The organism is Mesobacillus stamsii, from assembly GCF_030814065.1.
In the GTDB taxonomy this organism is placed as follows: domain Bacteria; phylum Bacillota; class Bacilli; order Bacillales; family Cytobacillaceae; genus Mesobacillus; species Mesobacillus stamsii.
The window spans coordinates 65,345-89,385 of the sequence record NZ_JAUSUN010000013.1 but is presented as its reverse complement, the minus strand read 5'-3'; the positions used below and the strand labels follow the sequence as shown (position 1 = coordinate 89,385).

Below are 24,041 nucleotides of genomic sequence, written 5' to 3'. Positions count from 1 at the left end.
GTCGAAATGTTTCGAATTATATATGGACATTATAATCGACTAATTCTGGACAGGCAATACCGTCAACTTTCGGAAATTTAAGAGTGTCATAAACAATTTCTCCTTTCTATAATCCTAAAATAAAATTAATTGTATCTTCTGTCATAGCTAGTCTTTCTTCTATTGTTGGCTCAACTACTGGATTTTCCACCATATCCCAAAATTTATTAAAATCAGTTTCGACATCCGTTTTTGTCACAGTTGTATCTACCTGTAAATAAACTTCTTCTGCAACATAAATTGCACTTTCCTTTCCGTTATCATCAGTTACAATTTCAGTTGTTTCATTTTTTCGTAAAAATACATCAACTTTTCCGTCAGGCAATACGTAATACCCAATTGCTTCATGTGGTTGAGAACTTCGAGAAATCCTCATATATTCCACTCCTTTTCATCTTATGGTGATAGCTAATTATTTTTTTACATTTACTTACTATCTCATCCATATTAAGTTTGTCTCGTATTTTATGGCTATTGGTATTAACGTACCATCCATTAGCCGATATGCACTGATAAGCCAAATGTAGCGGGATTGATTTATTTTGTTTCAATAACTTTTTAACTTTCAAGAAATATCTTCTAGTCTTTAAAAAAATTTTTTCTCGAATAGTCGTTCTATTTTTTCTAAAAACAAATCCCATCATATCTATAGGCTCTGTTTCACTAAGCTTATTAATTTTCCAATTCGGCTTTACTATAAGACCTAAAAAATCATTAATATATTTGATCAACATTTTCATAGCCCTTTTAAGATCTTTCTTGCTACTTCCAGTTAATAAAAAATCATCCATATAAAAAAGAATGTGGCTTATGAGTCTTATTCTTTTATCTCCTCTCTTTTTTGTTTCCCTTATTTTAAACAATTGTTCACTTGCGTAGTGGTAAGCATAAGATAAATAGTAATTACATAGGTACTGTGATAAGTATGAGCCGATCGATAATCCTGAATTAAACATAGTGAGTAATCTGCTAGTTAGCCAAACAAGCAAACTGTTTTTCACATCACGTATAATAAAATTCATAAGTTTGTCGTGTGGAATAGATGGAAAGCACTGCTTTATATCACCTTTGACAAAGTAAGTAGTATCCTTTTCATTAACCCATTTATTAACGTACTTCTTACCATATGCTTGACCTCTTTTTGGTATTGATGCACACTGAAATACTCCAATTTTAGCATCAAACATCGAATGTAAGCCCTCAACAACCACATAATCAAACATTTGATGTAATGGATGCTGAACTCCTATAACTCGCTCTTTATGAGTCATACCATCGACGATAGTATGGTATCTAATGGGTTTAAGTTTCAATTCTTTGTTTTTGATGGAATTGCTCATATAAACAGCAATATCTCTAATGATTGGAAATAATTCGTACTTTTCGTTGTTGGTAATCTTAAAACGAATATACTCTCGATCAAAACCAGAGAAGTCAGAAAGAAATTTTTGGACATCCCTCCTTCCCCATTTGCTCTTTTTCTTTCCGTTGAGGTATTTAAAAATACAATCTTCAATAAAACTAACATTCGTGATGTCTACATCTTTGCAATATCTTTTTATATTAATCACCCCTAAGGTGTATTTATCTTTCTGAATCTCAATGACGTTCGGTTTTCAATACTACTAGCCACACATAATGCCCAAAACATTATGTCTTTCAAAGAAAGTGCTGGTACGATTTATTTCACTCAAAAGAGTAAGCAAGCCCGTTCAAAGACGGGGAAATGTGGTGCAAGTCACACAATATTTTTTCAGAATTCCGCCCGAGGATGTTCCAGTTCGAGTTAGCCAAGCCATTATTCGCATTAAAGTAACGTAAACCGTCAATCGAACCATTACTCAGATTACCGAGTGATAGCCTCAGGGTAGCACCACAAGTCCTTTTAATATATTAATTAATAGATTAATAAAGGGGCAAGCCCCTCGCTTCGCTCACCCCAGTGCTCGCCTTCGGCTGCGCCCAGTTGCCGAAAGCCGCCCGAGGATGCCCCAGCTCGAGCTAGCCAAGCCACCACTCGCAACAAAGCAACGCAAACCGCCACCCGAACCACCACCCGGATAACCGAGCGACAGCCATTCTCTGGTTCCGGATGTAGGACTGTTTGTATAAATTCCATCTCCATAGCCAGTACTAGATGTTCCTCCTGTTGCGATTGGAAGAATAAGAGATGGATGTAAGTCTTTTGTTTCTGTTTTTGTCAAATAACTCCACGAATTATTTGTTTGTGCTATAAGTCCAACAAAATCATAATCGGTTGTAATTGTTGTTGCAAAGGTTTTGCAGTTGTAATTAGCGTAAACTTCTATTTTATAATTATTAGTGTCTGTATTGTTGTTATTAATAATTATATTTGCTAAAACCTCATATCCGCCAACCATCATTTCAATCCCATTTAAGATAAACGGTTCTCTGCCACTTGAATTACTTGTCGGAGATCCGTCCTGACCTAAAACATTATCACAAGCACCACTAATCCATGGATAAGTTGTGATTGTCGTTGTTGCTGTTGTAGTAAATGCAGTTGCAACATCTAAATTGATTACAGTGTTTATTTCATCTGCCAATGGTTCTTTTGATAAAACCATAACTCTATTTGCAATGTTATAATTAATCGCATTCTGTCTATCGTTTGTTTGTGTGCTACCATTAAAATCACCGATTGATACACAAGACCCAACTTCAATTCCTGTAGCATTAGAGTTAGAAATGATAATCCTTGTTGCATTTGTTTCAAACACTGAAGCGACATATTGATTATAATAACTAACAGCTCCTTTCATTGCATTTTCAGAGTTCATCGTTGCATATTTTAACCATAGCATCATCTGAACATAATAATCATCATGAGTTGTTTTCCCGCTATATTGCAATCCTTTATCGTGAAATTTTGTGATTTGACTATTGTGGTCCATAGTATCATATTCAGGATAAACACCGGATATAGAGGCTAATAATCCATCCAATGGATTTTTTCCTGCTGCATATTTTGCGTGTAGTAAATAGGGTCTAATTGTTCCATCAGGCTTAACTGCTTCGTCCAAAATTTCGAATCCAGCATACTGTACGTCTGAATAAGTAAATCCCCAAACAACACTATCTAAATATCTTTTGATATATCCTGGCATTGCCATAACATAGACATCACCATTTGTCCCATCTGCTTTAAAACGACCATCCCCTTTAATAGCTGTTACATGATAATCATCATTAGCATCTACATAAGCATTGACATCAATTGATCTAAAAAGACCAATATTTTCATAGTCATTCCTGCCTTTATACGTGTTTGTGGATGGCTCGCAAAATAATCCTACATTGTCGTCTTTTTTTATTCCGTCTGAAGATGGAGATGCTCCGTATTGATTAAATTCCACCGTATATTTTTTCCCTGTCCTCTGATTATCCCAAAATTTACCTAGATTAACATATTCACCTATTTTGTCATCAAAGTACACGTTTGCTGATTGCACCAATTGCTCCGATATAGTATCTATTTTGGCATTAACCTCATCAATAGCAGTAGGATTATATTGATCTGTTAAGACCCATCCTGACACGCTATCATAACGGTATGTTTTTGACTCATCCGTTACCCTGACTGTATCTCCATGTATAGGTGCTGGATAGGTTGTATCACGATCAGCAACCGTAGCGACTGCTGGCAGATATTTTGTTTTGTTTTCGGATGCTACTTGTTGGGCATTAGCGGCGGCATCAATTGCATTATCAACCGCTATCGGACCATCTACCAATACTTTTTCAATAGACTGCCATTCGTTTGCACTTACTACTGTATTATCGTTCATGATTCCTTTGACAACAGCGTAAGAAAAGTCATTGCTTACAGCAACTTTTGTCGTGCCATCATAGAGCATTATTTCTGCTTTATGGCTTCCACTTACAACATAAGCTTGCGTTGTAAGTAAAAATTCACATACTCCCAGACCTGTAACAATGCCGTCCAAAAAAACTGTATTCCCGTCTGGTTTCTTAATTGCAATCCTGGGAGTAACATTTGTCAAATCAGCAGGAATTCCGCTTTTATTGACCGTGACAATTAATTTAAATGTGTCTAAATCGTTAGAATTAACCGTATAAACAGGATTTCTGACAATTTTTTCGATGTCAACTATAACTTTAAACTCTTTTAACAATTATTATCCCTCCCTTAAATAAGCAAAAATAAAAAGCCTTATTTGGCTTTTGAATCTGTTTCTTTTGTGACTTTTTTCTCAAGTGCGATAATTTGCGCTGATTTTACGGCGTTTTCTCTCGTTAAATCGACTATTCTTTTCAATAAGTCATCAATTATGTCGTTTGCTTCGATATCCATTTGCATACACTCCTTATAGTTTTATTTTGTCTGTTCCTTTATATTTATCTAAAATATTTTTTACAATTGTTGAGCCGCTAGCATTTTTTGCAACTCTATCATGTTTTTTTAAATCTGGTCGATGTGCCCACATTATATCTCTTGTATATTTACGGGCATTAATTTCTTCATTCGGTATAAATCCCGTTGCTTCCATTTCAAATTCATCGTATTCCCCTACAGGAATATTAGGGTTTACAAATATAGAAACTTTTTTTCCTTTATTTAAACAATTAGGGCAAATAAATTTAATGGGATTATATTGATCAAAATCGGTATTCCACTCGAACTCAAAATTTTTATTGATCTTTTCTTTAAATTCGTTATTGCAATCAGGACAATGCAATGTAACTATTTGATTATCAAATTTTCTTACTAACACCGATTATCACTCCTAAGCAAGATAGTACCCCCTCCAATATCTATAGGCTGTACTTGTTCCGTTTCCTTCCACATACAACCAAAATCCATCTGTCCTAATGTCTGTTACCAAACCAGAAGCTGTGCTTGACGACGTTGATAAAGAGACGCTGGAAGGTGTATAATTTTTTCTCATTTTAAAATTAACTCCAGTTCCAGCTACCGCGCCAGTTGTTGAACTACCAGCAATCGCTCCAATTCCGCAAAAACCTTGCTCTCCCCTTCCTGTATGCCATCCTCCGTCATAATTACCAGTAGCGGCTTTATAATAGTAAGCTTCATCAAAACCTCCAATAAAAAAATAAGATGCTATATTAAACCTTAAAGTCCAACCGGATATAACCAAATCCTCTGAATTCGGGTCTTTATATATCCTCCAAGTTTCTGCTCCGAAACTATCAGGAAAAACTATTTGCGATTGAACGGATGAATTATATTTAAGTATAAGTTTTTGACCTATGCTCATATTAGTACCTACATCAATTGTTGTATTAGACGTGATAGTTCCAGCTATAACTGTCCCTAAATTTGCTGAAATAGCATCTAATGAGTTCACATAAAGTTTGTCTGCCGTTATCGTATAAGCAGTGATTTTATTACCATCTAAGCTATCAATTTTTGCATTTGTTACCGCTAAATCAGCTATTTTTGCATTAGTTACGGATAAGTCTGCTATTTTAGCATTGTCAACAGCTAAATTTCCGATTTTTGCTGTTGTTATAGCTAAATCTTGTATTTGTGCTGTTCCAACCGCTAAATTAGCTATTTTAGCATTTGTTATTGCTGCGTTTGCGATAGCTGCATTTCCTACCGCTAAATTAGCTATTTTTGCAGCAGTCACCGAAGAATCAGCAAGCTTTCCAGCTGTAACCGCAAGATCTGCAAGCTTATCAGCATTTACTGCTCCAAATAAAATATCATCGGTTATGATGTGTGCTGTGTTGGCGTTTACCTCTATGCTAAACGGACCAGATAAACCATGAGTATTTACAGCTCTAACCCTAAAATACCATTGTTGATTTGTACCAACTTTGTGTGTGTATGCGCTTGTTTTACCCTTCCACACAAGATTTGATATATCTGGTGTAAACCCTAAAATTTGTGAAGCGTATACCTCATAGTTTGCAATATATAACGCTTTATTAAAATCCCATTCCAACATAATATTCTGAAACAATCCTGTTGCGGTTACATTTGTTGGTGCATCAGGAATTATATTTTCTATGTCATCGTCTGTAACTGGTAGTTCTACCTTATCCCAAATCCCGCTTTTATCATTGAGCCTAGATTCAATGGCATCTAACCGATTATCATCGGTGTACAAGTCAATATAATCTCCTAATTCAACTGTTCCGGTATTATCAGGATCCGCTACATCATACTCAAAAACTATTACTCTTGCTTCGATTTCAATTGGATTAGAAAATGACCGATCAATAGCGATGGACGTGTCACCTAAACGTACTTTTTCATGCTCATAACCACTTATTTCTTCCAATAAAAAAACATCCATCTCGTAGTTTTCGAGTGGATATTTCTGTTTTTGTAAGGACTCCCAAGTTTCTTGTAGCAATTTAGCGGCATCTTCTTGTTGCCCGTTTTCGTAAATTCCAATTCTGTGTCTATATGTGCCATCAGTATTTTTTCGGCCATATAATGCTAAAGCTTCTTGGTCTCCAACCCATTCTTTCCCAGATGGCTTATCAGTCGGATCTCCATTTGCAACTGACCAAACGACATCAGCAAATGTTATTTTTCTCGAAAAACCGCCAGCATCAGTCTCTGTGGAAGACCCCATACCATACAGTGCTGTTTTAGGATAACTTTGTATTTTATGAGTAATATTAATAATATCCTTATCAATATCCCATATTTTCCCCGTATCAGCTCCCCTGCGCGGGAGGATATCTATATACCTACCAGTAATTTTATTGTCTGTTACCTCCACACGGTCACGTAACTCACCGCCCCATGTATTTATGATCTTTGTAATCGCTTCTGTAGCGGTTATATAATAAAAATTTGTGGAATTAATACCAAAGTCAGCCGTTTGCCCAACTAACCACCTTGTGCCTACTAAAGCATTTGTGAGAGCATCATTAATGGATGTATTATACGGTCTGACATCTTCAATAATTTCATCATTTAATTCGAGCATAGCTGGTTCACATATCGCTGTTATCTCTGGACCATTTGCTCCGTTAGATTGTTCTATTTCTCGGATAATAAAAAGCCGAAACGCTCCATCTTTATCTGTAAAAGCAATCTGATTTTCCACCATAATATGCTGTGCATCTTCATGGTTAGCAGGAACTGTAGCTTGGAACTCCGAACCCTTATTTAATAGTTCTTTAAACGGAGCATCCCAAAACGGGCAAGCTTCTTCTGCGTCATTGGATAGTATGGCTAATAGATTGTCATATTGATCAAAAATGAGTAACTCGGACATCTACAACCACCTCGGTGCAAATTTAATTTCTGTTGTTGCAATATTCTCTGGAGTAACCGTCAATGTATTTTCACCTGAAATCAAAGAAAACGGAACACTGTGCCAATCGTATGCTGTCATTTGTAGATTATTATTGATTGTTACTTTGCGCTTTGTTAAGTCAATCGTCAATACATCTCCAACCACAAAATTATAAATCACTCGAACAAACTTTCCGTTGGAGTGGTCAATCTTGTATTCACTAGCTGTCGCCGTGAAAGTTGCTGTGATGATCGGATTTGTTTCTGCTGTTCCGCCGTTTAGTATTGGGTAGTTTCCTAAAGTAATATTTTCTTCAAAACCGTACTTATAAGGGTCAAGGCAAATAATATTTATTGCGCCACTTCCGATAAATAAAAATTCATCCCAACTTGGTTGTCCATTTAATGACCCATAATAAGTCTTATTTGGTTCATCATTAAATACAATCGGTACCGGACCATCTGTATTTAAAATAACATTAAGGTCATCAACTTTTTGACGCATATCTTCTAGTGACAACCCCACTAAATCAAATTCTACGTTAATCGGACGTTCCGGCCTATTTTTTTTTACATACAAGGAACCATCCATTCCTGGAACTGATTTTCGTATGATTTCTTGCGTCGCAGGTCCTCTGCCAGTTATTTTAGTGATATCTATTAAATCTTTAGTATCAACGCCATTAAAAATCATCATACTAAACCACCACTTGGTTGTCTATTGGTTCTTCTTTTCATCGCTTCTAATTCCTGTGCAGTAAATCTGATTGTTCTTTTTACTAATTCTCTACCATCAAGTGGGATGGAAATATGAAATTCATATACTTGATTCCCTCCACCAGATGAACCATTTTCAGACCGAATAACATTACGAACGATATCCTCTAAATCATCCAGTGCACCAACAAATTCCGGTCGTTTTTCTCCCACACCAATTACCTGTGGACCGTAAAATACACCGCCTGTGTCATACCATTTAACTGATAATTTTGGAATGCCATTCTTAACCCAATCTGCCGGATTCATGGAAAAATTACTAACACCAAAGTGCGGCAAAGGGATATTGACGCCCATGTTTTTAAAGGCACCTTTTATTTTTTCAATGAATCCTAAAATGGTATTTTTCGCTGTTTCAATCGGTTTTGTAATAGCGGATTGTACCTTTCCGAACGTATTCGATGCAGAGCTTATTATGTTACCAAAAACTCCCTTAATAGATTCATATAAACCGGAAAACTTAGACTTCACGCCAAACCAGATATTTTCCGCCAGGCTGATAATCGTATTTTTCATCGCTGTAAAAGCACTTTCGCCGAAACCTCTCAACATGCCGAAAATACGAGCACCCATATCGTATAATCCTTGTATTTTACCGACAAATTTTGTTGCAAAATCAGTGATGATATTCATAACATACGTGTCTAGGTTTTTAAATATTTCAACCGATTTAGTCCAAAACTCCTTAAATAATCCAGCTCCGTTTGTCGCAAATGTTTTAATGCCACCGAGAATTCTACCAAACATCATGAGGTTGATAAAATTCCAAATAAATTCAATAGCGCCGAAGAATAGCTGTTTAACACCTTCCCACATTCCACTAAAGTCACCTGTTAAAAGACTGGAAAAAACCTTAACTACTCCAAGAATAATATCTATGGCTCCCGAAATAACACCCTTTATATTAGACCAGATCATTTCAATAATAAATCCTAATACAGGAGCGACTGCCTTAAAGATTGCCGCTATCACCGACCATAAATTCTGGACAGCTTCGATAATTTGTGCGCCATTTTCATCCCAAAAAGTTTTTAATTGATCTAGTATGTCTTTTATAAATCCGATTGCATCTTGTAAGATCGGCACTGCTACTTCTTTGATGGTGTTAAAAATATTGAAAAATGATTCTCCGATATTCCCGTCACCTGTAAATAAACCCTTAATATAATCTATCCAACCAAGCCAATAGGATTTCAGCAATTCGAAAAATCCTTTAATACCGTCAATCACTCCGCTAATTCGATCTTTATTGTTGACGAAAATCTCTTGTACATTATCAAATGCGCCTTTTGCTATTTCAATAAAATTGTTAGCGTTTTCCGCAAACGAAGGAGGGAACAAGCCTAGTACCGCTTCTTTTATTCCGCCATTTCGTAAGTTAGAAAGAAAGTTGTCCAACACAGGCATGACAGCATCTAATGCACCTTTCATTTTGTCAAAGGCGCCACTCATGAGCTCTCCGCTAATCATGCTTAAGTTATCTTTTAATGTGCTCAACATACCGTTAAACGTCTTACTTTGTTCCTCTGATGCTCCGGTTACTCCTTTTGCAATGCTATCAAATGCCGCTACGTAAATTTCGCTTGATAACTTACCTTCGGATGCCATTTTTTTAACGTCTTTGACCATGATTCCTTGCTGTTCGGCAATTGCTTTGTAGATCGGCACTCCACGGTCTTGTAAGATGTTTAAATCCTCTGTGTAAGCAACTCCAGCCTGTCTTACTTGAGACATCTGACGAGTCATTTCTTTCGCTTCGGAGGCAGGAATAGAAAAGGCGCTAGCGACATCAGATACTTTCATCAAGCTATCAAACAAAGCTTGTCCTTCTAGCCCGGCATTGTGCATATATTTTGCCATCATATCGACATCTTCTGTTTCAAATGGAGTCGCTTTTGTAAAATTACTAATGTCTTGCAGCATCTTTTTTGCTTCTTCTTGTGACCCTAGTAACGTTTTCCACGCTACTCCACTTTGTTCCGCCATTGCGTTATAACTAAACCCAACCTTGCCGACAATACCAGTTAAGGTTGCCAAACCGCCGCCGGCCGCCGCCGCCGCTACCCCTGCTGCCTTCATCGCTACACCGGCTGATTTTTGGATGCTTCCGAACGATTTTTGTACAGCTCTGCTTGCCATATCTTTAGCGCTCAATATGATTTCAACGGTGTTTTTACTTGCCATGTGCTCCCTCCTTTCTGTTCGCTTCATATTGATTGATCATGCCTTGTATATGTTCAAATGCTTCTACCCACACGGACGGTTGATCTAAATACCCGCCGTCAAATGGGAGCGAGTGAAATTCTTTGCACATTAAAAAAGTTTTTAAGTAATCATTAGAAAAAGAGCGATTACCCATTAAGTGAGTAACCGCTGTTGTTAGTTTTTTATTTCTTCTTCCTTGAGCTTGTTCATTTCGTCAATAGCTTTTGAGATTTTATCGAATACTTCATCGTCTAAATCTTTTACAGATTCGACGGTAACTGGTATATCTGTTTCGCTCCAAGATTTAATAGCGTTAGATAGTTTATAATACTCTACCTCTTGCACTTTACCGACTACACCGATCATGGCAGCAGGCACATCATCTTTATCAAAGTTATCCATTTTTTTTAATACTTCATTATCCATTCCAGCAAACATAGATGATAGACGATTTGCAATCTCGTCTTTTGCTCCTTTTGATAGATATTGGAGTTCTACCCAACCACCTTCAAACTCGATTCGTTTTGTGGGCTTATTTTTTGAAAATAATGCCATCGTTTAATCCTCCTAGTAAGATGCTGTTGTATTAACCAAAGTAATTTTCATGCCATATAAACTAGTCTGGTCATATTTTGCCGAACCGGTTACCTGGGCAGTTATGGCTCCTGTTCCTCCGACGTTAATCGGGAAAGCGCTGTAACGTAATTTAGGGATATCGACTGTTATCTTATAATTGTGTGTTCCAGCAATGAGACTTCCGGTTAATTCGATTTTCGCCGGAATTTCCGTTTGGGCACGAAATTTGTTAAACTCTGTTAAATCATTCATTTCGGTAGAAAAAGAGATCGGCAAAGTTCTGGCTCCGTTTCGTAGGACGCGCGAAACCTCTCTTGTTCCATCTAATGTCGCTCTTGCTTCTAAACTGTTATTAACACCGAACTGTACGGTTGATAAATCGGAACTACTCATACCATCTAAAGTAATTGTTGCTTGATTCCACAAAAATGGATTTGTGTTTTCAAGATTTGGCGTGGTTTTGCTGATTAATGTTAGTTTGCGAGCAATCATGGCAGCGGTAAATTGCATAATTTTTGAATCTGTACCAAAGGAAAAGTTTAGTTCATTTACCGATGCTCCTGCATACTGGAATGCCTGCTCGAAATCTCTGTGGACTTCCACGGTGTATGGCGGTAAGGAACATGTATTTGAAAAATTATCCTGAACTGGCGTAAAAACATGTTGATAAACGGTAGGGTTATTAGTAGCATCTGGTTGAGTAGTTGTAGGTGCTCCAAACGCCGCTCTCATAAGGTGTCCGACTACATTAGGGTAAACATCGCCAGAAATGTCACCAGCAATATTATGCATTCCTTCATATGATGGAGATTCATCCACAATGCCGATGATATTTTCCGATATTACCTGTTCGATTTCTTCGTTAAGTGATTCAGATGCAAATCGTAAATATTCTGTTGCCACAACCGGCGTTCCATATGTCACTTCTTTGCCAATTCCGATATGTGATCTGACTCCAAACGGCATTATTCTTCACCCCCTTTTTTATTTTTCTCACGAAAAAGCCCGGTAGATAGCAGAATCACGTTGAATTCTACTTCGTCACCAGGCTTAAATACTCCATAGTTCGGGATAATCCGTTCATCCTTCCCTATATAAACTAACTTTTTTGGCTTTTCCATAAACGATTCACTCCTTACCATTCTTCTGTGTTTGCTGACAATTCTAATTCAGCAATCAGCATTGGATTGTTTTGATCGAGCATAGCAAATACTTCGCCGGCTGTTACCGTGTGATACAGACAAGCATTTCCTAATGTCGGGTCTATCCTTAGCTGTTTGATGGTGCTTTCTATCAATGATCTGATTTGCACCTGGGGCACCTTAATGTCACTCACTCTAATCGGGATATACAAGCGTATCACCCAATTCCAATTAACAGAAAAACGTCTTGTTGTTTGATCTGTTTGCGTAAATCCATTGAAAAACAAGGTAGCGGCAGGAAGTTGATTAATATTTTGTGGTTCATAATCAAATGCTTCCACAATTTCTGGGACAGTGGATAGAATATTTTTTATATTAGCTGCCATTACGTTTAAATCAGCCATTTTGTAACCTCTCTATCGCTTCCGCCACACCTTTAGCAAACAAACTATTAATTTCACCGGAAGATTGCATTTTATCAAAAGTCCCCTCGGAAAATTTATAAGCTTTTATACCGGGATGATTTACTTTTTTTACACCAGGAGGTTTTAACCCTCTCCACCACAAATATTTACCCCGCTTAGCTTTAATGGTGTGTGGAGCCGTTCCTCCCTCTAAAAAATGGGCATACCAAAGTTTCGTACCGACATATGATTTAGTTTTGGTGGTGGATCCTCTTATGCTTTTAGCTAGTTGACCACTTTGTACTAACCCTAATGATCGTACTTTTTCCTTTGTTTGTTTGCTCATTTCTCTCGTAACTTTTCGCAGGCCTAATTTTGTAGATTCCGGTCCGATTTCACCGCTATTATTAATAAGATTCTGCAAATCTGGACTGATTTCTATATCGACTTTTAAGTTGTCGAGAAGTTTATTTTCTACCACTACATCACCTTCTTATAAGGTGCAAGTAATACCTTAACCTGTGCAGGCAATGCTTCTGGACGAAAAACCATGCCATCCTGAAATGTGGTCGAAAAAGAAGCGATATCAGATTTATAATAAGACATCACTAAATGTTTACATGCAAGCTCCAAATCATATGGGATTTCTGAAAATCCCGCAGTGTACGAAACAGCAATATTGATTTCACCTTTTGGCCATATACCACTCGTTCTTAGTAATACGCCGTTCTTTTTCTTAATCTTGTATTCTATAGGGTCTATCAGTGTGTTATCTATTAATACAGATTCAATAGATTTTACAGGGTATTGATCTAAAAGAATGTGAGTTTTCCCTGTTCCGTCAAATTCTTCTGCAATATATGCCTGTTCTTTAAATTTTCTTTTGCAATAATTTTCAATGGTTACTGATGATGCATTAATCAAATCAATCAATAATTCGTCATCGCTAACTTCTGGTAAGCTGATCTTTAAATAAGCTTTAACCGCATCTAATGACGTTAAGGCATTTGCGATAAGTGGCATTATTCATCACTCCTTATTAGGATGATGCGATAATTCCTGCACCACGAAGTGCAGCAAGTATTTGATTTTGTTTTGCGGCGATATCTGTCGAAGTTGCTGTAGCAGTGTCAACGTGATCTGTAATAGCGGATGCTTGTGTTCCGTTAGCTGTGATTTTCCCTCCGGCAGCAATATTCAACTCGCCCTGAACAGTCCAGTTTTCTCCGCCAAGTTCTCTATAATTTTTAGTTGTGTACATGCTCTATACCTCCAATTAAACGTTATTCTTTATCCTTTGCTTTTCGTGCTTTTACTTCTTCCACATAACCAAATCTGATAAGTTTATCTGCTAACTCTTTATTCAATTCAGTTGTTTCACCGACTTTTAAATCGTAGCCATATCCAACACAATCGATTATCGCTTTTACCTTCACACTATCCCTCCTTTATTAAAAGAAAGGGGAATAAACCCCTCTGTTCATTAAGCAATAGTCACTTGTCCATAAATGAAAGCTTCTGAATCACGAAGCTTAACTTCTTCACGTTCGATAGCACGGAAAAGTGTATTGTCGGTTTCAAATGCATCCATTGCCACATCTGATGCCATAATAGATAGTTCTTCCCGATCAAACATGACAACAGCTTCCTTTAAGTCACCGATAATAAATGGTGCTTTTGGATTCAACGCATCGGTTACATCCGTAGCTAAATCTTTATTAGAAATCATAACAACAGGTACACCAAATAATTGCTTTCCAGTTGGTGAAGACACGGAAGGCTGTAATAGATAATTTCCGTTACCGTCTTTTATCTTATCTAACCAGTTAAAGCCATCTTGGTTAGTGACAATTGACGAAGTATAACGAAAAGCAGTATCTAAAGTTACGTTAAGCGTATCTTTAATGTCATCCACACTAGCGATAGCTGTTTTTGCTTTAGTACCTAAAACAGTAAGGATTAATTTGTTACGAGTTACCCTGGATTCATCGCCAATCCATTTTGTTAAAGTGCTAGTAATAGCCTGGTCGCTATCTTTTAGCAGCTCATTGGTAACTTTAAAAAATCCGGCATATTTTTTGACTGAATAAGGCAAGTTGGTAAATTGTGGAGTAGACTTTTCAGTGATAACGCCGTTTTCCGCAACTTCTGCAAATCCTGTTTGTTGAGAGCGAGCTTTAAATACACGACTTCCGCTTAGAGTATTAACTGACTCAATAGTAATCAAGTTCTGTAAAGCATCTTTAGACTGGCGCAATTCATTAATTCTGGTTTGGATATCTTGTGGAACAGTATACCCACCATCAGTAGCTGTACCTTCGCTCATCGCATTCTTAAATTTTGTACGTACAGCATTCAGAAAGTTTTTAATCTCATCAACAGCTGTAGGTTTTCCAACCGGTTTGTTTTCAACTTGCTTTTTTTCCTGATCGTAAAGGTCCTTAGCGATATCAAACTTGTTTTGCAGCTGCTGCGCTTCGTCGCGAGCAACTTTCGCTTCTTCGATTTTATTTTCAGCAAGAAGACGCTTTGCTTCTCCCTTTTTGTTGCTGATTTGCTCCAATAATTCGCGTAATTCTTTGTTCATGAATGAACACTCCTTTGTTTTTGGGGTATAAAAAAAAGAACTAGATTAAATCTAATTCCATTAGTAACTTTTCTTTTTCGTCATTCGATTGTTCGTTTACCGGATCTGGCTTGTTGAATAGTTTAATAGCATCCCGGATTGATTGATTCGCACTATTAAGCACTTCTAACCTACTAAACGAGAATTCCTTCATGTTTTGGACATCGAAAGGCTCATCCTGGTATAAAATGCTGTTTGCAAAGCCGTTTTTAACGGCCACATTTGCAGACATCCACGTCTCGTCGTCCATCATGGAGGATATCTCATCTGCTGATCTACCGGTCTTGGTAACATATGCGTTAACGATTGATTCTTTGACGGTATCAAGGATGTCAGCCACCTTTCGCAAATCACGCATATCCCCATAAGCGCCAGTAAGAGGGTTATGAATCATCATAACGGCTACCGGTGACATGTGTACCTCATCCCCTGCCATAGCAATTACAGACGCAGCACTCATGGCTTTACCGTCTACCTTAACAATCACTTTCCCCCTATGTTCTTTCAGGGCGTTGTAAATACTTGCACCAGCAAAGACGCTCCCTCCGTAGCTGTCAATCCACACTGTTAGGTCTTGGCCGGAAAATTCTTTTAACTGATCTTTAAATGCATTTGGAGCAGTAGCCGGTTCGCCGAACCATTCATATAACCATAGATCACCGTCGTCCACAATATCACCTTCGATGCGTAATTCAACACTTTCGGGCGTGTCTCCGGTTGCCTGGTTTTTAATAAACTTCCAAAACGGCATCAATTTACACCTCCTTTCTGGTATTGCTCTCCAACTTTGTTAATCGGTATATAGTTTCCATTTGTCATCAAGATATCACCGCCTTCCTCAGACGGTAAGTCTAGATAGCTTCTCGCTTCATTAGGTGTGTAAATCGCATTGTTTACACCCTTCGCTAGCGCTTCCATCTGACTCTTGATGTCAGCCCTTAAAATCACATTTACATTAAATTTAAAAAAGTAGCCCTGGTTAATTAACTGGCTACTTAGGCTTTTGTATGTTATTTCTTCTTCGTACTGTTTTAAAGGATAGAGCAATGTGTCCACATAAAAAGATAGGTTTTGAGCTTCTGCACTTGCGTAACTAGATTTCTCATAATCATTTATCTGATTAGGTTTTATTCCAAAGGCAGCTGCGATCTGTAAGGCTGAGTACTTTTTCAATTCGAAAAATTGGCTGTCCGTCAGTTTGATATTCAATGGCACCAGTTTCATGCCTAAAGGAACGGGGATAATTTTCCCTGCATTCTTAGAGCCGTTTGCAAACTCTTCAAAACCTTTTACCAATCTGTCCTTCGCATCTTTGTCTAAATCACCTGTATACTCCAAAACAGCTTTCCCCGTCAATCCGGTTTTATAAAGATTGTTCATAAACTTCTGGCTTTCAAGATTTCCTTCCATTGTGCTTTTTAAGATATCTTTCACTGGCATCCCGGTTATCCCATCAAAAGTCATAGATGTTTTAAAATGCATAACTTCATCACTGTTAAAGGTATAAGTTTTTCCAGTTTTACGATCTGTGTACTTGTACCACATCTTATCCTTAGTTCCCAGCAATCCATAATCGTCAATAACTGTAGATACCTCTTCACTTGGCATTATCCATAAATCCTTTAGTTTTGCTCCTTCGTATCGCTTCCAGACATAGGCGTTGCCATGATGATTCCTGTTCATTTCGACGGTTGACCAAAAAACAGTACTGGTCATATAAGGATTCGGACGTAATTTAAACACCTGAAATAACTCTGTTTTGTCACTTTTCATAATACCTTTTTCGGTAGTTTGATACATTTTAAGTGGCAGTTTTCCCATACTTTCAGCCAGTATCTTCATACATGCAAAATAGGTAGCCTCCGAAAGCTTATCTCTTGGAGTGTCAGGGTCAATCCCCAACCATTCAAGCATTTTTGGGCTGTTTAGATTGATGGTCTCATTCTTAAAAAGTTTCTTTACCCAACTGAATAGTCTCAAGTTTTCACCCCCTTCACCACCCCATCATTTTCAGATATTCATTTGTAACTTCATTCATATTAAGACTAAAATTACCCGTCATCGCTCTCACGTGAGCGTTCAAAACGGATGCTATCGGATCAATTCTATCGGCGGCTTTTGATTTATCCAACATGATATTTTCATTTGCATCCTGCCTTGTTACTGCGTTTCCTATTGCCCAAGTAAGGACAGGGTTATCGTTGTGTCTAACTCTGTTTAAATAAACCTGTTCTCGGAAGTCTTTCGTTGGAGCCCCAAGAGTCTGCATCCCTTGCCTAACCTCAATTACGGTATAGCCTTCCTGTTCAATGTCCTGCATGAATTGAGTGGCATTCCAAGGGTCTGAACACACCTCTGCTATTTTGATATCATACTTGGCTACAAGATCATTAATGTGTTTCTTGATAAAGGCATAATCCACCACAGCACCGGGTGTAGGTGTTATCCAACCTTTGTCAACCCATAATGAATACGGAACCCTATCCGTTCTTGACTTTATCTCAATGGTGTCTTCCGGCATGAAGCTATGGCTCATAATATAATAGGTATCATTCTCTTTAAAAATGAATCCCAGACTTGTTAAGTCGATTTTTGCAGACAAGTCAACTCCGATGATGCACCTGGCACCTCGGAATTTTTCAAAATTAAACTCTTCTTTGCAGACGCTCCATTTTTCCAAGTTCATGTAACCATTTTCGCGTTGGTTTATCCATATGTTCATATTTTTTGTTAGGAAGTTTCTCATTTTTTCTGGTACATCCATAGCCGCCTTCAATTCTCCACGTAAAAAAGCCTTTCCCTCTTCATAACTGCAAAGAATAGGATTGGCCTTTTCCCACACGGATTCGTCTTTGATGTCATCATCCTTGTCGAGCTCATTAATCATGATGAAATATTCATCATTTTCAATAGGATTATTAGGGTCAAGAATACTAGAAACATACTTATATTCCACCGAATAGCAGGGGTTATTTAACTCAAAGCCAGCAGTGGTGATGATGAACATTAGCCACTGAGGACGCGCACCTGCACCAGAAACAAGGACATCATAAATTTCTGTTGTCTTATGTGCGTGATACTCATCAATTAAGCCGGCCTGAACATTCAAACCATCCCCTGTTTGACCATCTTCTTTTGATAATGCTCTAATAAACCCTTGGCTTTTTAAGTGGGTTATACGGCCATTCGCTACCTTGAATTTATCTCTCAAAAAGGCGCTGCCGTTTACCTGTGCTTTTATTTCATTCCAAACAATTTTTGATTGCTCTGTTTTGGTTGCTCCGACATAAACTTCAGCCATCGGCTCCCCCAACGCGCTTGATTCATAGGACCCAACCGTACCTAGTGATTGGGACTTTGCGTTTTTCCGGCCGACTTGCCAGTAAGCCTTCTTAAACCTTCTTAAACCACTGTCCTTATGAATCCATCCGTACACATTAGAAAAAATGAACACCTGAATCTCGTGCGGTTCAATTTGTTCGCCCGCAAGTTTTCCTTTCGTGTGCTTAGATAAGCGCATCCAATTTAGAAAATGCAGAGCTCTTTCTTCGGAAAAAACGTAAGGGAATTTCTCGTTAAGTACGTTTAAACTTTCGTTTTGCACATCCTGCAAAAACCTAAGGCAGGACCATTTGTGTTTTTCACAGGCTGTAATTTCTCCATTTATGACACCTTGACTATATTCGATAAGCCACTGCTTTAGCATCACACATCACCGTACATTTTTTCTTCACTTGATTTTGGTTTTCCCTCTTCCTTCGGCATGGCAAGTTTGGCTCGTGATGATGGAGTGAAACCAAACTCGATAGCCATTGATTTTAATTGCTTGTAGAGAGTATCAAGCGTTTTTTCATCCACAATCTCTTGATCTATTTCTGGATCATAAATACCTTCTTGCAATTCCACATACTTACCATATGCCCGACAGTAAACAGCAAGCTGGTTAACGTCAACATTAGTAATTAACCCTACTTCATTTAATTCAGCAGCTAAACGTTTAAATTCCTTTTTTGCCAGCGGACTTAACCAGGTGGGAGGTTTAACACGATCGGATCGAGGCTTTAATTTTTGTTCAGCCTCTTTACGGGCGTCGATTTCTTTCTTTGTCAATTTATTCTTGTTGCCATTTATTAACAATAATTCAATTGGAATGGCTTTTCTTCCCATTTCGTTCCAAACCTCCTTTCAAAAAAAATCAAAAAACGAAAATCACACACGGAAAGCTGGGACACGGTTTATATTGGAAATTCTGTAAGTTTTGTCATACCCCCCACTATCTGCCGAATCCGCCGTCCTCTGTCGCTGTTTTACGATTGTGACACGTATTGCATAAACTTTGCCAGTTGCTTACTGTCCAAAACAGATGCATGTCACCCTTATGAGCGATGATATGGTCTACTACCGTTGCTACATGTCCACACCTTATACAGATGGGATGCTGAGATAAGTAAGATGCTCTCGCTTTTCTCCACCTTGCATTATAACCACGCTGTGCAGCTGTACCACGGTACATATCATAGCTGTTGTTTAATTGTTTATGATCATCACAGTATCGCTCTCTTGTTAGCCTGGCACATCCAGCTTTGTTGCATGGCCTTAGTGGTTTACTTGGCATCAATACCACTCCGGTTTAGTTCTACTCGTTTCTGATTTACGATTCTCTTTTTCTTCCAAACATTTTTCGCAGAAGAAATAATCAATCCTTGTATACAAAGTCATTCCGGTAGTAACAAAATACTCTTTTGTATTCTTGGTATCTAAATGGATAAACTTGTGTGTGCATTGCCTTTTAATTGGAGATACATCTATTGGTGGATTCATATTTTTATTATTGATATTCAATCGTCTATTTCTTATCATTTCACCTTTTTGCGTTAATGCCGGTTTAACATATCCGTCGCATACATGACACCTTAATCCATCCGTAAATCTAAATTGTTCTTCTGTAAATACTTCTCTATATCCGCAATCCAAGCATTCTAAAGTTGTTAGTTTTAGTTTGTCACTATCGCTCATCTTGTCATCTCCTTCTCATCGCTCCGTTCAAATTAAAAAAGAGTAGAATAATCTACCATATATCTATTATACGTGTTACGGTTCATACCATTCTCCAATAAAAAGATACCATGATTTTATGATGTCTTTAACTTGATTCATTTTGTACGAGAATAATTCATGTTAATCGGTTTAATCAGTTCTAATCCTCGAAGACCTTTTCGGTATCTACCATCAAGCGTACCTTTATTAATTCCTGTTTCTTCAGACCAAGCTGATAATGATTTAGTAACACCTTTAATAGTAACCATTATTGTCCTTCTGGTGTTGTTAGCTTGTATATATCGATTAGCCCATCTACAATTTGTAGGTTCATATCCTTTGTCTACATTTATTCTGTCGATAGATAATTTATCATCATAACCATTTTCCGTTGTCCATTTATAAAAGTTTTCAAATGTTTTCCACTCTTCGCAAACTGTAATTCCACGACCACCATAGTCTTCATATTGTTTGTGAGTCTTACAAGTACATCTTTCAATCATGTGTGACCACGTTTTGTATCGTCGTGTATTAGACATACCATGAGTTCTATTTGCTTTTCCAATTAATTCACCACTTGAACAACCACAACTATTTGTAGATCCTCGTCTAAGCCTTTGACCTGTCGTAATAAATTCTTTACCACAATCACAAATGCACAACCATTTAACAGGAGTTTCAGCATATTCAGAAAAACGATTTATCACTTTCACTTTACCAAATATCATACCTGTCATATCAATAGCATTTCGTCCCATACAATCACCTCTATTACATTATAACACGTATATACGTACTTGCAAATAATACGTGTTCAATATATAATCATTTTGAGGTGATTTGAGTTGAAAAAGAAATTTACAACTACTCTTGATGAAGAGTTAATTAAACTAGCGAAAATAAAGGCAATAGAAGAAAATATTAGTGTTGCTGAACTAATCGAAAAATTATTAAGAAATTTTTTAGAGGAGAAGTAATCTTCTCTTTTTTTATTTTCGTTTCCATGATCCATTCTTTTTATGGAGAACTTGTTTATTCATTCCCATTATATTTTCCCAATCTTTTCTTGACATAGTATTAGTAGGTTTCTTCTTCTTTGTTTGCATATGATTGAGCTTATGCTTTTGTTCCTTAGTTAGATGATCGGATAGTTTCATATAGTATCATCCTTCCCTCCACAATAAAAAAGCACCCAGATAAAGGATGCATAGAAAAACCATATAAAACTGTCACTCACTGCGGCTGACAGCACACCGTCTCGATCTATCCCTTTAGCAGTTGAGATCACTGCGTCCCTGCAAGGAGGATGAAAGGGTATGAGCGATACTTACTCTCGTGTTGGATAACAAGGTATTTTGGTGTAACTAGTCCTCAACCGTTCAAAAGTAGGTATAACCAGGGATAGCGTAAATAGGATTTGATAAATTGTTGATACTATTAATTTATCACGTGGTTCATGCAACAATCATAATATTATTTTAAATAATTTAGAAAATTTTTCTAAATGAAAGTGAAAGGATTTAACTTAGTTTTTTATATTGATCTCTTTTTCCAGGTATCTGATATAATCCATTGCTATGTCAATAACATTGTCACCGGCACGTCCAGGAACCCTAACCTGCAAAAACTCATTTAATTTAGCTGTTTTAATACTATAATAATCTGCCCATTCAGCTTTTGTAATGAGTATATTTAATTCCGTACTGTTTAAATATCCAGCTTTAGCGAGTAAATGAATATAAGGACATTTATACGCATCTGCTAATTTTTTCAGTATTTCTGGTGAAGGAGCCTTAGATTTTCTTCCGTTTTCAAGATGTGAAATGTATGACTGAGATACACCAGATATTTCAGCCAATTTATGAGTACTAATTGATGCATTTTTACGCATTTCCTTTAAATATTTGCCAAACTCTTTTACGTTCATTGCCGTTATCACTCCTTTCACTTACGCCGTCCACCACCGTCCACTTCTTTTCGCTTCATTTAATCCTCTTTTGTTACAACAATATTTAGAGTAAGCGCTAGTCGGTAAAATGCTCTCCACCGATACTTGCCATACGTTACATGGCTGATCGGCGGTTGAAACTTAAAGCAATACACGTTGTAGTCCGTTATATACTCGCTGTCATCGCTCATATACCTTTCTTCAATCAAAAACCTTTCCTTCTTTGGCAATCGCTGTACAGCCTTCTCTATTCGCTCACAAAACTGTTTTCTTTTTGCTTGCTCGTCCACATTATGAATAGCAATATTTCCCGTCTGATCGCCTGTTGTATTAGTCGGACCGTGGTATCTTATCTCCGTGCTGGCCGTTATGCTTGCTTCTCGTTCGTCGTATGTTAAGTATTTAAACAGCCGATACGTTTCCAGTTTTCCTTCCACAGCTTGTTGAGTGGCTTTCCTGTCAATTTCCGGTAGTACAAACGATACTTGATTATGCAAATTGACCACTCCCAATGGTAAAATATAATGGTGATCGCCGGGAGAAATCAATCCTGGCTTTTTTACTTTTCATTTTGTTTGCTATTCGCCATTTTCTTTTTATTATTCACAAACGTTACTGGTTCAAGTGAGACAAACGTGCTTCCTTTTGGTCGTTCTTTTGGTACGATAGGATATTTTTTAATGTATGCCAGGCGTTCTTCTTCGGTCATATACCGAGTCGTTACTTTTCCAATCATCGCTCATTCTCCTTTAAAAAAATTTAGCATCATCACAACCAATGTCTACACGTTTTAAGCAAGCTAATGCCAGTGTTTCTTTCAGATCATCATAATCCGCTTCATAAATGCTTTTATCCTGGACTGTTCGATATACGTTCATTTCTGCTAATTCTTCGATGAGGATTGACGTGATTATTTTGATAGATTTGTCGTATAAAATCCCCATTTTAAACCTCGTTTCGTTTATTTTGCTAACCGTAGTGTCGATAATCAATACCTATCGGGTGTATTAATATTTACTACAATAACTTTTTCCCATTTAATTTCTTCCAATGCCATTTCCGTCATCATGGATAATACCTCCGGTGCAGAGTAAGGATTTTCGGTTTCTAATCTGTCGTAAATTTTTTCTGCCAGACGATCTTCGTCATTAGACTTAAAATAGATTCTTTCATTGTCAAACTCTGGTACACAAAAGCTATCAATTTTTGCTTTTCCCCAGCTACCAAGACACCTAGCATATTCGTCTCCAGCACAAACTTCATAGTCAATCATCGGCAGGATTTCTAAATCTGGATTTTCTTTCAGTAAAGCCAATAGATTTTTAACGTTTTCCTGCTGTTTCTCCATCTGTTTCATTTTTTATCTCCCCTGTCTAATTTTTAGATTATTAGATTGATAAAGCTATTCGTCATATTGTCAACGGATTGTTCACTAAGCTTTTTTCAAACTGGATGTGTATTTTACCTCGTACTCAATTTCAACCATGAATTCTGTATCGCAGACATAACAAGTCATTTCGTGTTCCCCGGCTTCATGCATATCATCACTTGAACATTCTGAAGCACATACAGGACAGATGATTTTATCTTCACGGTAGCAATCCCATTCATCATGTTCGTTTTCCTTTGCCAGTCGTAATGCTTCTTGTTTACGTTCTTCATGTTCTCTCGCACGACAAGGTTTGCATTGAAAACCATCAGGATGACCCCAAGGTGTATCAGTAAGGTCTTTCCTGTTAGTTCCACAGGTTATGCAACGGTTGTGTTCTTCGCACACAATATAGGTATATGGCTTGTTATTTTCTAGGCACTTATGGCAACCGCAGACCCAATACCATCCATCTTCAAAGCGTTTAGCGTATAACCCTTTAGTTGGCGGATCAAGTTTAACTTCAGGTAATCCGTTTCTGTGAAAACTGTCATTCCAAATATTTGTGTGACCGAAACGTGTTCTTTGCTTCCATTCCTTTGGTATCTCAGGAATAAATATTTTCGTATCTTTCAAATCCATTTCTCTCCCTCC

32 protein-coding genes are annotated in these 24,041 nt (G+C 37.5%); 1 reads left to right on the top strand and 31 read right to left on the bottom strand.

Translation table 11 applies throughout. The annotated features are described in order from the left end of the window. Positions 1–106 precede the first annotated feature (106 nt). The 25 genes from J2S25_RS11970 to J2S25_RS11850 all read right to left on the bottom strand — a co-directional run bounded on the left by J2S25_RS11970 (position 107) and on the right by J2S25_RS11850 (position 20,828). Positions 107–415, bottom strand: a complete 309-nt coding sequence (locus J2S25_RS11970) for a hypothetical protein (RefSeq protein ID WP_307192026.1) — start codon at positions 413–415, stop codon at positions 107–109. Beyond that, positions 384–1,610, bottom strand: a complete 1,227-nt coding sequence (locus tag J2S25_RS11965; RefSeq protein WP_307192025.1) for a reverse transcriptase domain-containing protein — start codon at positions 1,608–1,610, stop codon at positions 384–386. Before J2S25_RS11965 ends, J2S25_RS11970 begins: the two co-directional genes overlap by 32 nt. 363 nt (positions 1,611–1,973) lie before the next feature. Continuing rightward, positions 1,974–4,196 carry a BppU family phage baseplate upper protein gene (locus J2S25_RS11960; RefSeq protein WP_307192024.1) on the bottom strand — a complete coding sequence of 741 codons (2,223 nt, stop codon included), beginning with the start codon at positions 4,194–4,196 and terminating at the stop codon, positions 1,974–1,976. Between the two features lie 38 nt (positions 4,197–4,234). Continuing rightward, complete coding sequence (locus J2S25_RS11955) at positions 4,235–4,375, bottom strand: hypothetical protein (protein WP_307192023.1); 141 nt, start codon at positions 4,373–4,375, stop codon at positions 4,235–4,237. A 13-nt stretch (positions 4,376–4,388) separates the two neighbouring features. Then, complete coding sequence (locus tag J2S25_RS11950; protein WP_307192022.1) at positions 4,389–4,796, bottom strand: hypothetical protein; 408 nt, start codon at positions 4,794–4,796, stop codon at positions 4,389–4,391. Between the two features lie 12 nt (positions 4,797–4,808). Then, the gene (locus J2S25_RS11945) at positions 4,809–7,283 is read right to left on the bottom strand and encodes a phage tail spike protein (protein ID WP_307192021.1); all 2,475 of its coding nucleotides are present in this window, start codon (positions 7,281–7,283) and stop codon (positions 4,809–4,811) included. After that, the gene (locus J2S25_RS11940) at positions 7,284–8,000 is read right to left on the bottom strand and encodes a distal tail protein Dit (RefSeq protein ID WP_307192020.1); all 717 of its coding nucleotides are present in this window, start codon (positions 7,998–8,000) and stop codon (positions 7,284–7,286) included. It abuts the gene before it with no gap. Next, on the bottom strand, positions 7,997–10,264 hold the full coding sequence (locus J2S25_RS11935) for a tape measure protein (RefSeq protein ID WP_307192019.1): 2,268 nt from the start codon (positions 10,262–10,264) through the stop codon (positions 7,997–7,999). Before J2S25_RS11935 ends, J2S25_RS11940 begins: the two co-directional genes overlap by 4 nt. Then, the gene (locus J2S25_RS11930; protein WP_307192018.1) at positions 10,254–10,439 is read right to left on the bottom strand and encodes a hypothetical protein; all 186 of its coding nucleotides are present in this window, start codon (positions 10,437–10,439) and stop codon (positions 10,254–10,256) included. Before J2S25_RS11930 ends, J2S25_RS11935 begins: the two co-directional genes overlap by 11 nt. Before the next feature lie 20 nt (positions 10,440–10,459). Beyond that, positions 10,460–10,840, bottom strand: coding sequence for a hypothetical protein (locus J2S25_RS11925; RefSeq protein ID WP_307192017.1), 381 nt, complete (start codon positions 10,838–10,840; stop codon positions 10,460–10,462). 12 nt (positions 10,841–10,852) lie between these two features. After that, on the bottom strand, positions 10,853–11,827 hold the full coding sequence (locus tag J2S25_RS11920) for a phage tail tube protein (protein WP_307192016.1): 975 nt from the start codon (positions 11,825–11,827) through the stop codon (positions 10,853–10,855). Then, entirely contained in the window at positions 11,827–11,982 is a 156-nt protein-coding gene (locus J2S25_RS11915; RefSeq protein WP_307192015.1) for a hypothetical protein, read from the bottom strand. Before J2S25_RS11915 ends, J2S25_RS11920 begins: the two co-directional genes overlap by 1 nt. 14 nt (positions 11,983–11,996) lie before the next feature. Beyond that, complete coding sequence (locus J2S25_RS11910) at positions 11,997–12,407, bottom strand: hypothetical protein (protein ID WP_307192014.1); 411 nt, start codon at positions 12,405–12,407, stop codon at positions 11,997–11,999. Next, positions 12,400–12,888 carry an HK97-gp10 family putative phage morphogenesis protein gene (locus tag J2S25_RS11905; RefSeq protein ID WP_307192013.1) on the bottom strand — a complete coding sequence of 163 codons (489 nt, stop codon included), beginning with the start codon at positions 12,886–12,888 and terminating at the stop codon, positions 12,400–12,402. The genes J2S25_RS11910 and J2S25_RS11905 overlap by 8 nt, the downstream gene beginning before the upstream one ends. After that, complete coding sequence (locus J2S25_RS11900) at positions 12,888–13,430, bottom strand: head-tail connector protein (RefSeq protein WP_307192012.1); 543 nt, start codon at positions 13,428–13,430, stop codon at positions 12,888–12,890. The genes J2S25_RS11905 and J2S25_RS11900 overlap by 1 nt, the downstream gene beginning before the upstream one ends. 16 nt (positions 13,431–13,446) lie before the next feature. Beyond that, positions 13,447–13,668 carry a hypothetical protein gene (locus J2S25_RS11895; RefSeq protein WP_307192011.1) on the bottom strand — a complete coding sequence of 74 codons (222 nt, stop codon included), beginning with the start codon at positions 13,666–13,668 and terminating at the stop codon, positions 13,447–13,449. A 22-nt stretch (positions 13,669–13,690) separates the two neighbouring features. Beyond that, entirely contained in the window at positions 13,691–13,843 is a 153-nt protein-coding gene (locus J2S25_RS11890; protein ID WP_307192010.1) for a hypothetical protein, read from the bottom strand. Positions 13,844–13,890: 47 nt separating this feature from the next. After that, the gene (locus J2S25_RS11885) at positions 13,891–14,994 is read right to left on the bottom strand and encodes a phage major capsid protein (protein WP_307192009.1); all 1,104 of its coding nucleotides are present in this window, start codon (positions 14,992–14,994) and stop codon (positions 13,891–13,893) included. Positions 14,995–15,034: 40 nt separating this feature from the next. After that, the gene (locus J2S25_RS11880) at positions 15,035–15,784 is read right to left on the bottom strand and encodes a head maturation protease, ClpP-related (protein WP_307192008.1); all 750 of its coding nucleotides are present in this window, start codon (positions 15,782–15,784) and stop codon (positions 15,035–15,037) included. Beyond that, positions 15,784–16,947, bottom strand: coding sequence for a phage portal protein (locus J2S25_RS11875; RefSeq protein WP_307192029.1), 1,164 nt, complete (start codon positions 16,945–16,947; stop codon positions 15,784–15,786). The genes J2S25_RS11880 and J2S25_RS11875 overlap by 1 nt, the downstream gene beginning before the upstream one ends. 79 nt (positions 16,948–17,026) lie before the next feature. Continuing rightward, positions 17,027–18,739, bottom strand: a complete 1,713-nt coding sequence (locus J2S25_RS11870; RefSeq protein ID WP_307192028.1) for a terminase large subunit — start codon at positions 18,737–18,739, stop codon at positions 17,027–17,029. Beyond that, complete coding sequence (locus J2S25_RS11865) at positions 18,739–19,200, bottom strand: phage terminase small subunit P27 family (RefSeq protein WP_307192007.1); 462 nt, start codon at positions 19,198–19,200, stop codon at positions 18,739–18,741. Before J2S25_RS11865 ends, J2S25_RS11870 begins: the two co-directional genes overlap by 1 nt. Positions 19,201–19,306: 106 nt before the next feature. After that, positions 19,307–19,648, bottom strand: a complete 342-nt coding sequence (locus tag J2S25_RS11860) for an HNH endonuclease (RefSeq protein ID WP_307192006.1) — start codon at positions 19,646–19,648, stop codon at positions 19,307–19,309. Continuing rightward, positions 19,648–20,049, bottom strand: a complete 402-nt coding sequence (locus J2S25_RS11855) for an SIR2 family protein (protein WP_307192005.1) — start codon at positions 20,047–20,049, stop codon at positions 19,648–19,650. The genes J2S25_RS11860 and J2S25_RS11855 overlap by 1 nt, the downstream gene beginning before the upstream one ends. Before the next feature lie 137 nt (positions 20,050–20,186). Next, entirely contained in the window at positions 20,187–20,828 is a 642-nt protein-coding gene (locus J2S25_RS11850) for a hypothetical protein (RefSeq protein WP_307192004.1), read from the bottom strand. 87 nt (positions 20,829–20,915) lie between these two features. Here J2S25_RS11850 and J2S25_RS11845 point away from each other — a divergent pair, with 87 nt between their 5' ends. Further along, the gene (locus J2S25_RS11845) at positions 20,916–21,047 is read left to right on the top strand and encodes a DUF6364 family protein (protein WP_307192003.1); all 132 of its coding nucleotides are present in this window, start codon (positions 20,916–20,918) and stop codon (positions 21,045–21,047) included. Between the two features lie 548 nt (positions 21,048–21,595). On the opposite strand, the gene J2S25_RS11840 is transcribed toward J2S25_RS11845, so the two are convergent. The 6 genes from J2S25_RS11840 to J2S25_RS11815 all read right to left on the bottom strand — a co-directional run bounded on the left by J2S25_RS11840 (position 21,596) and on the right by J2S25_RS11815 (position 24,029). Then, positions 21,596–21,997 (bottom strand): helix-turn-helix domain-containing protein, encoded by a 402-nt coding sequence (locus J2S25_RS11840; protein WP_307192002.1) that lies wholly within the window; start codon positions 21,995–21,997, stop codon positions 21,596–21,598. Between the two features lie 59 nt (positions 21,998–22,056). Beyond that, positions 22,057–22,515 (bottom strand): ArpU family phage packaging/lysis transcriptional regulator, encoded by a 459-nt coding sequence (locus tag J2S25_RS11835; RefSeq protein WP_439117498.1) that lies wholly within the window; start codon positions 22,513–22,515, stop codon positions 22,057–22,059. Between the two features lie 62 nt (positions 22,516–22,577). Then, positions 22,578–22,754 (bottom strand): hypothetical protein, encoded by a 177-nt coding sequence (locus J2S25_RS11830; protein ID WP_307192001.1) that lies wholly within the window; start codon positions 22,752–22,754, stop codon positions 22,578–22,580. A 13-nt stretch (positions 22,755–22,767) separates the two neighbouring features. Further along, positions 22,768–22,962, bottom strand: coding sequence for a hypothetical protein (locus tag J2S25_RS11825; protein WP_307192000.1), 195 nt, complete (start codon positions 22,960–22,962; stop codon positions 22,768–22,770). Between the two features lie 44 nt (positions 22,963–23,006). Continuing rightward, on the bottom strand, positions 23,007–23,375 hold the full coding sequence (locus J2S25_RS11820; RefSeq protein ID WP_307191999.1) for a hypothetical protein: 369 nt from the start codon (positions 23,373–23,375) through the stop codon (positions 23,007–23,009). Between the two features lie 75 nt (positions 23,376–23,450). Further along, positions 23,451–24,029, bottom strand: coding sequence for a hypothetical protein (locus J2S25_RS11815; RefSeq protein WP_307191998.1), 579 nt, complete (start codon positions 24,027–24,029; stop codon positions 23,451–23,453). Positions 24,030–24,041 lie beyond the last annotated feature (12 nt).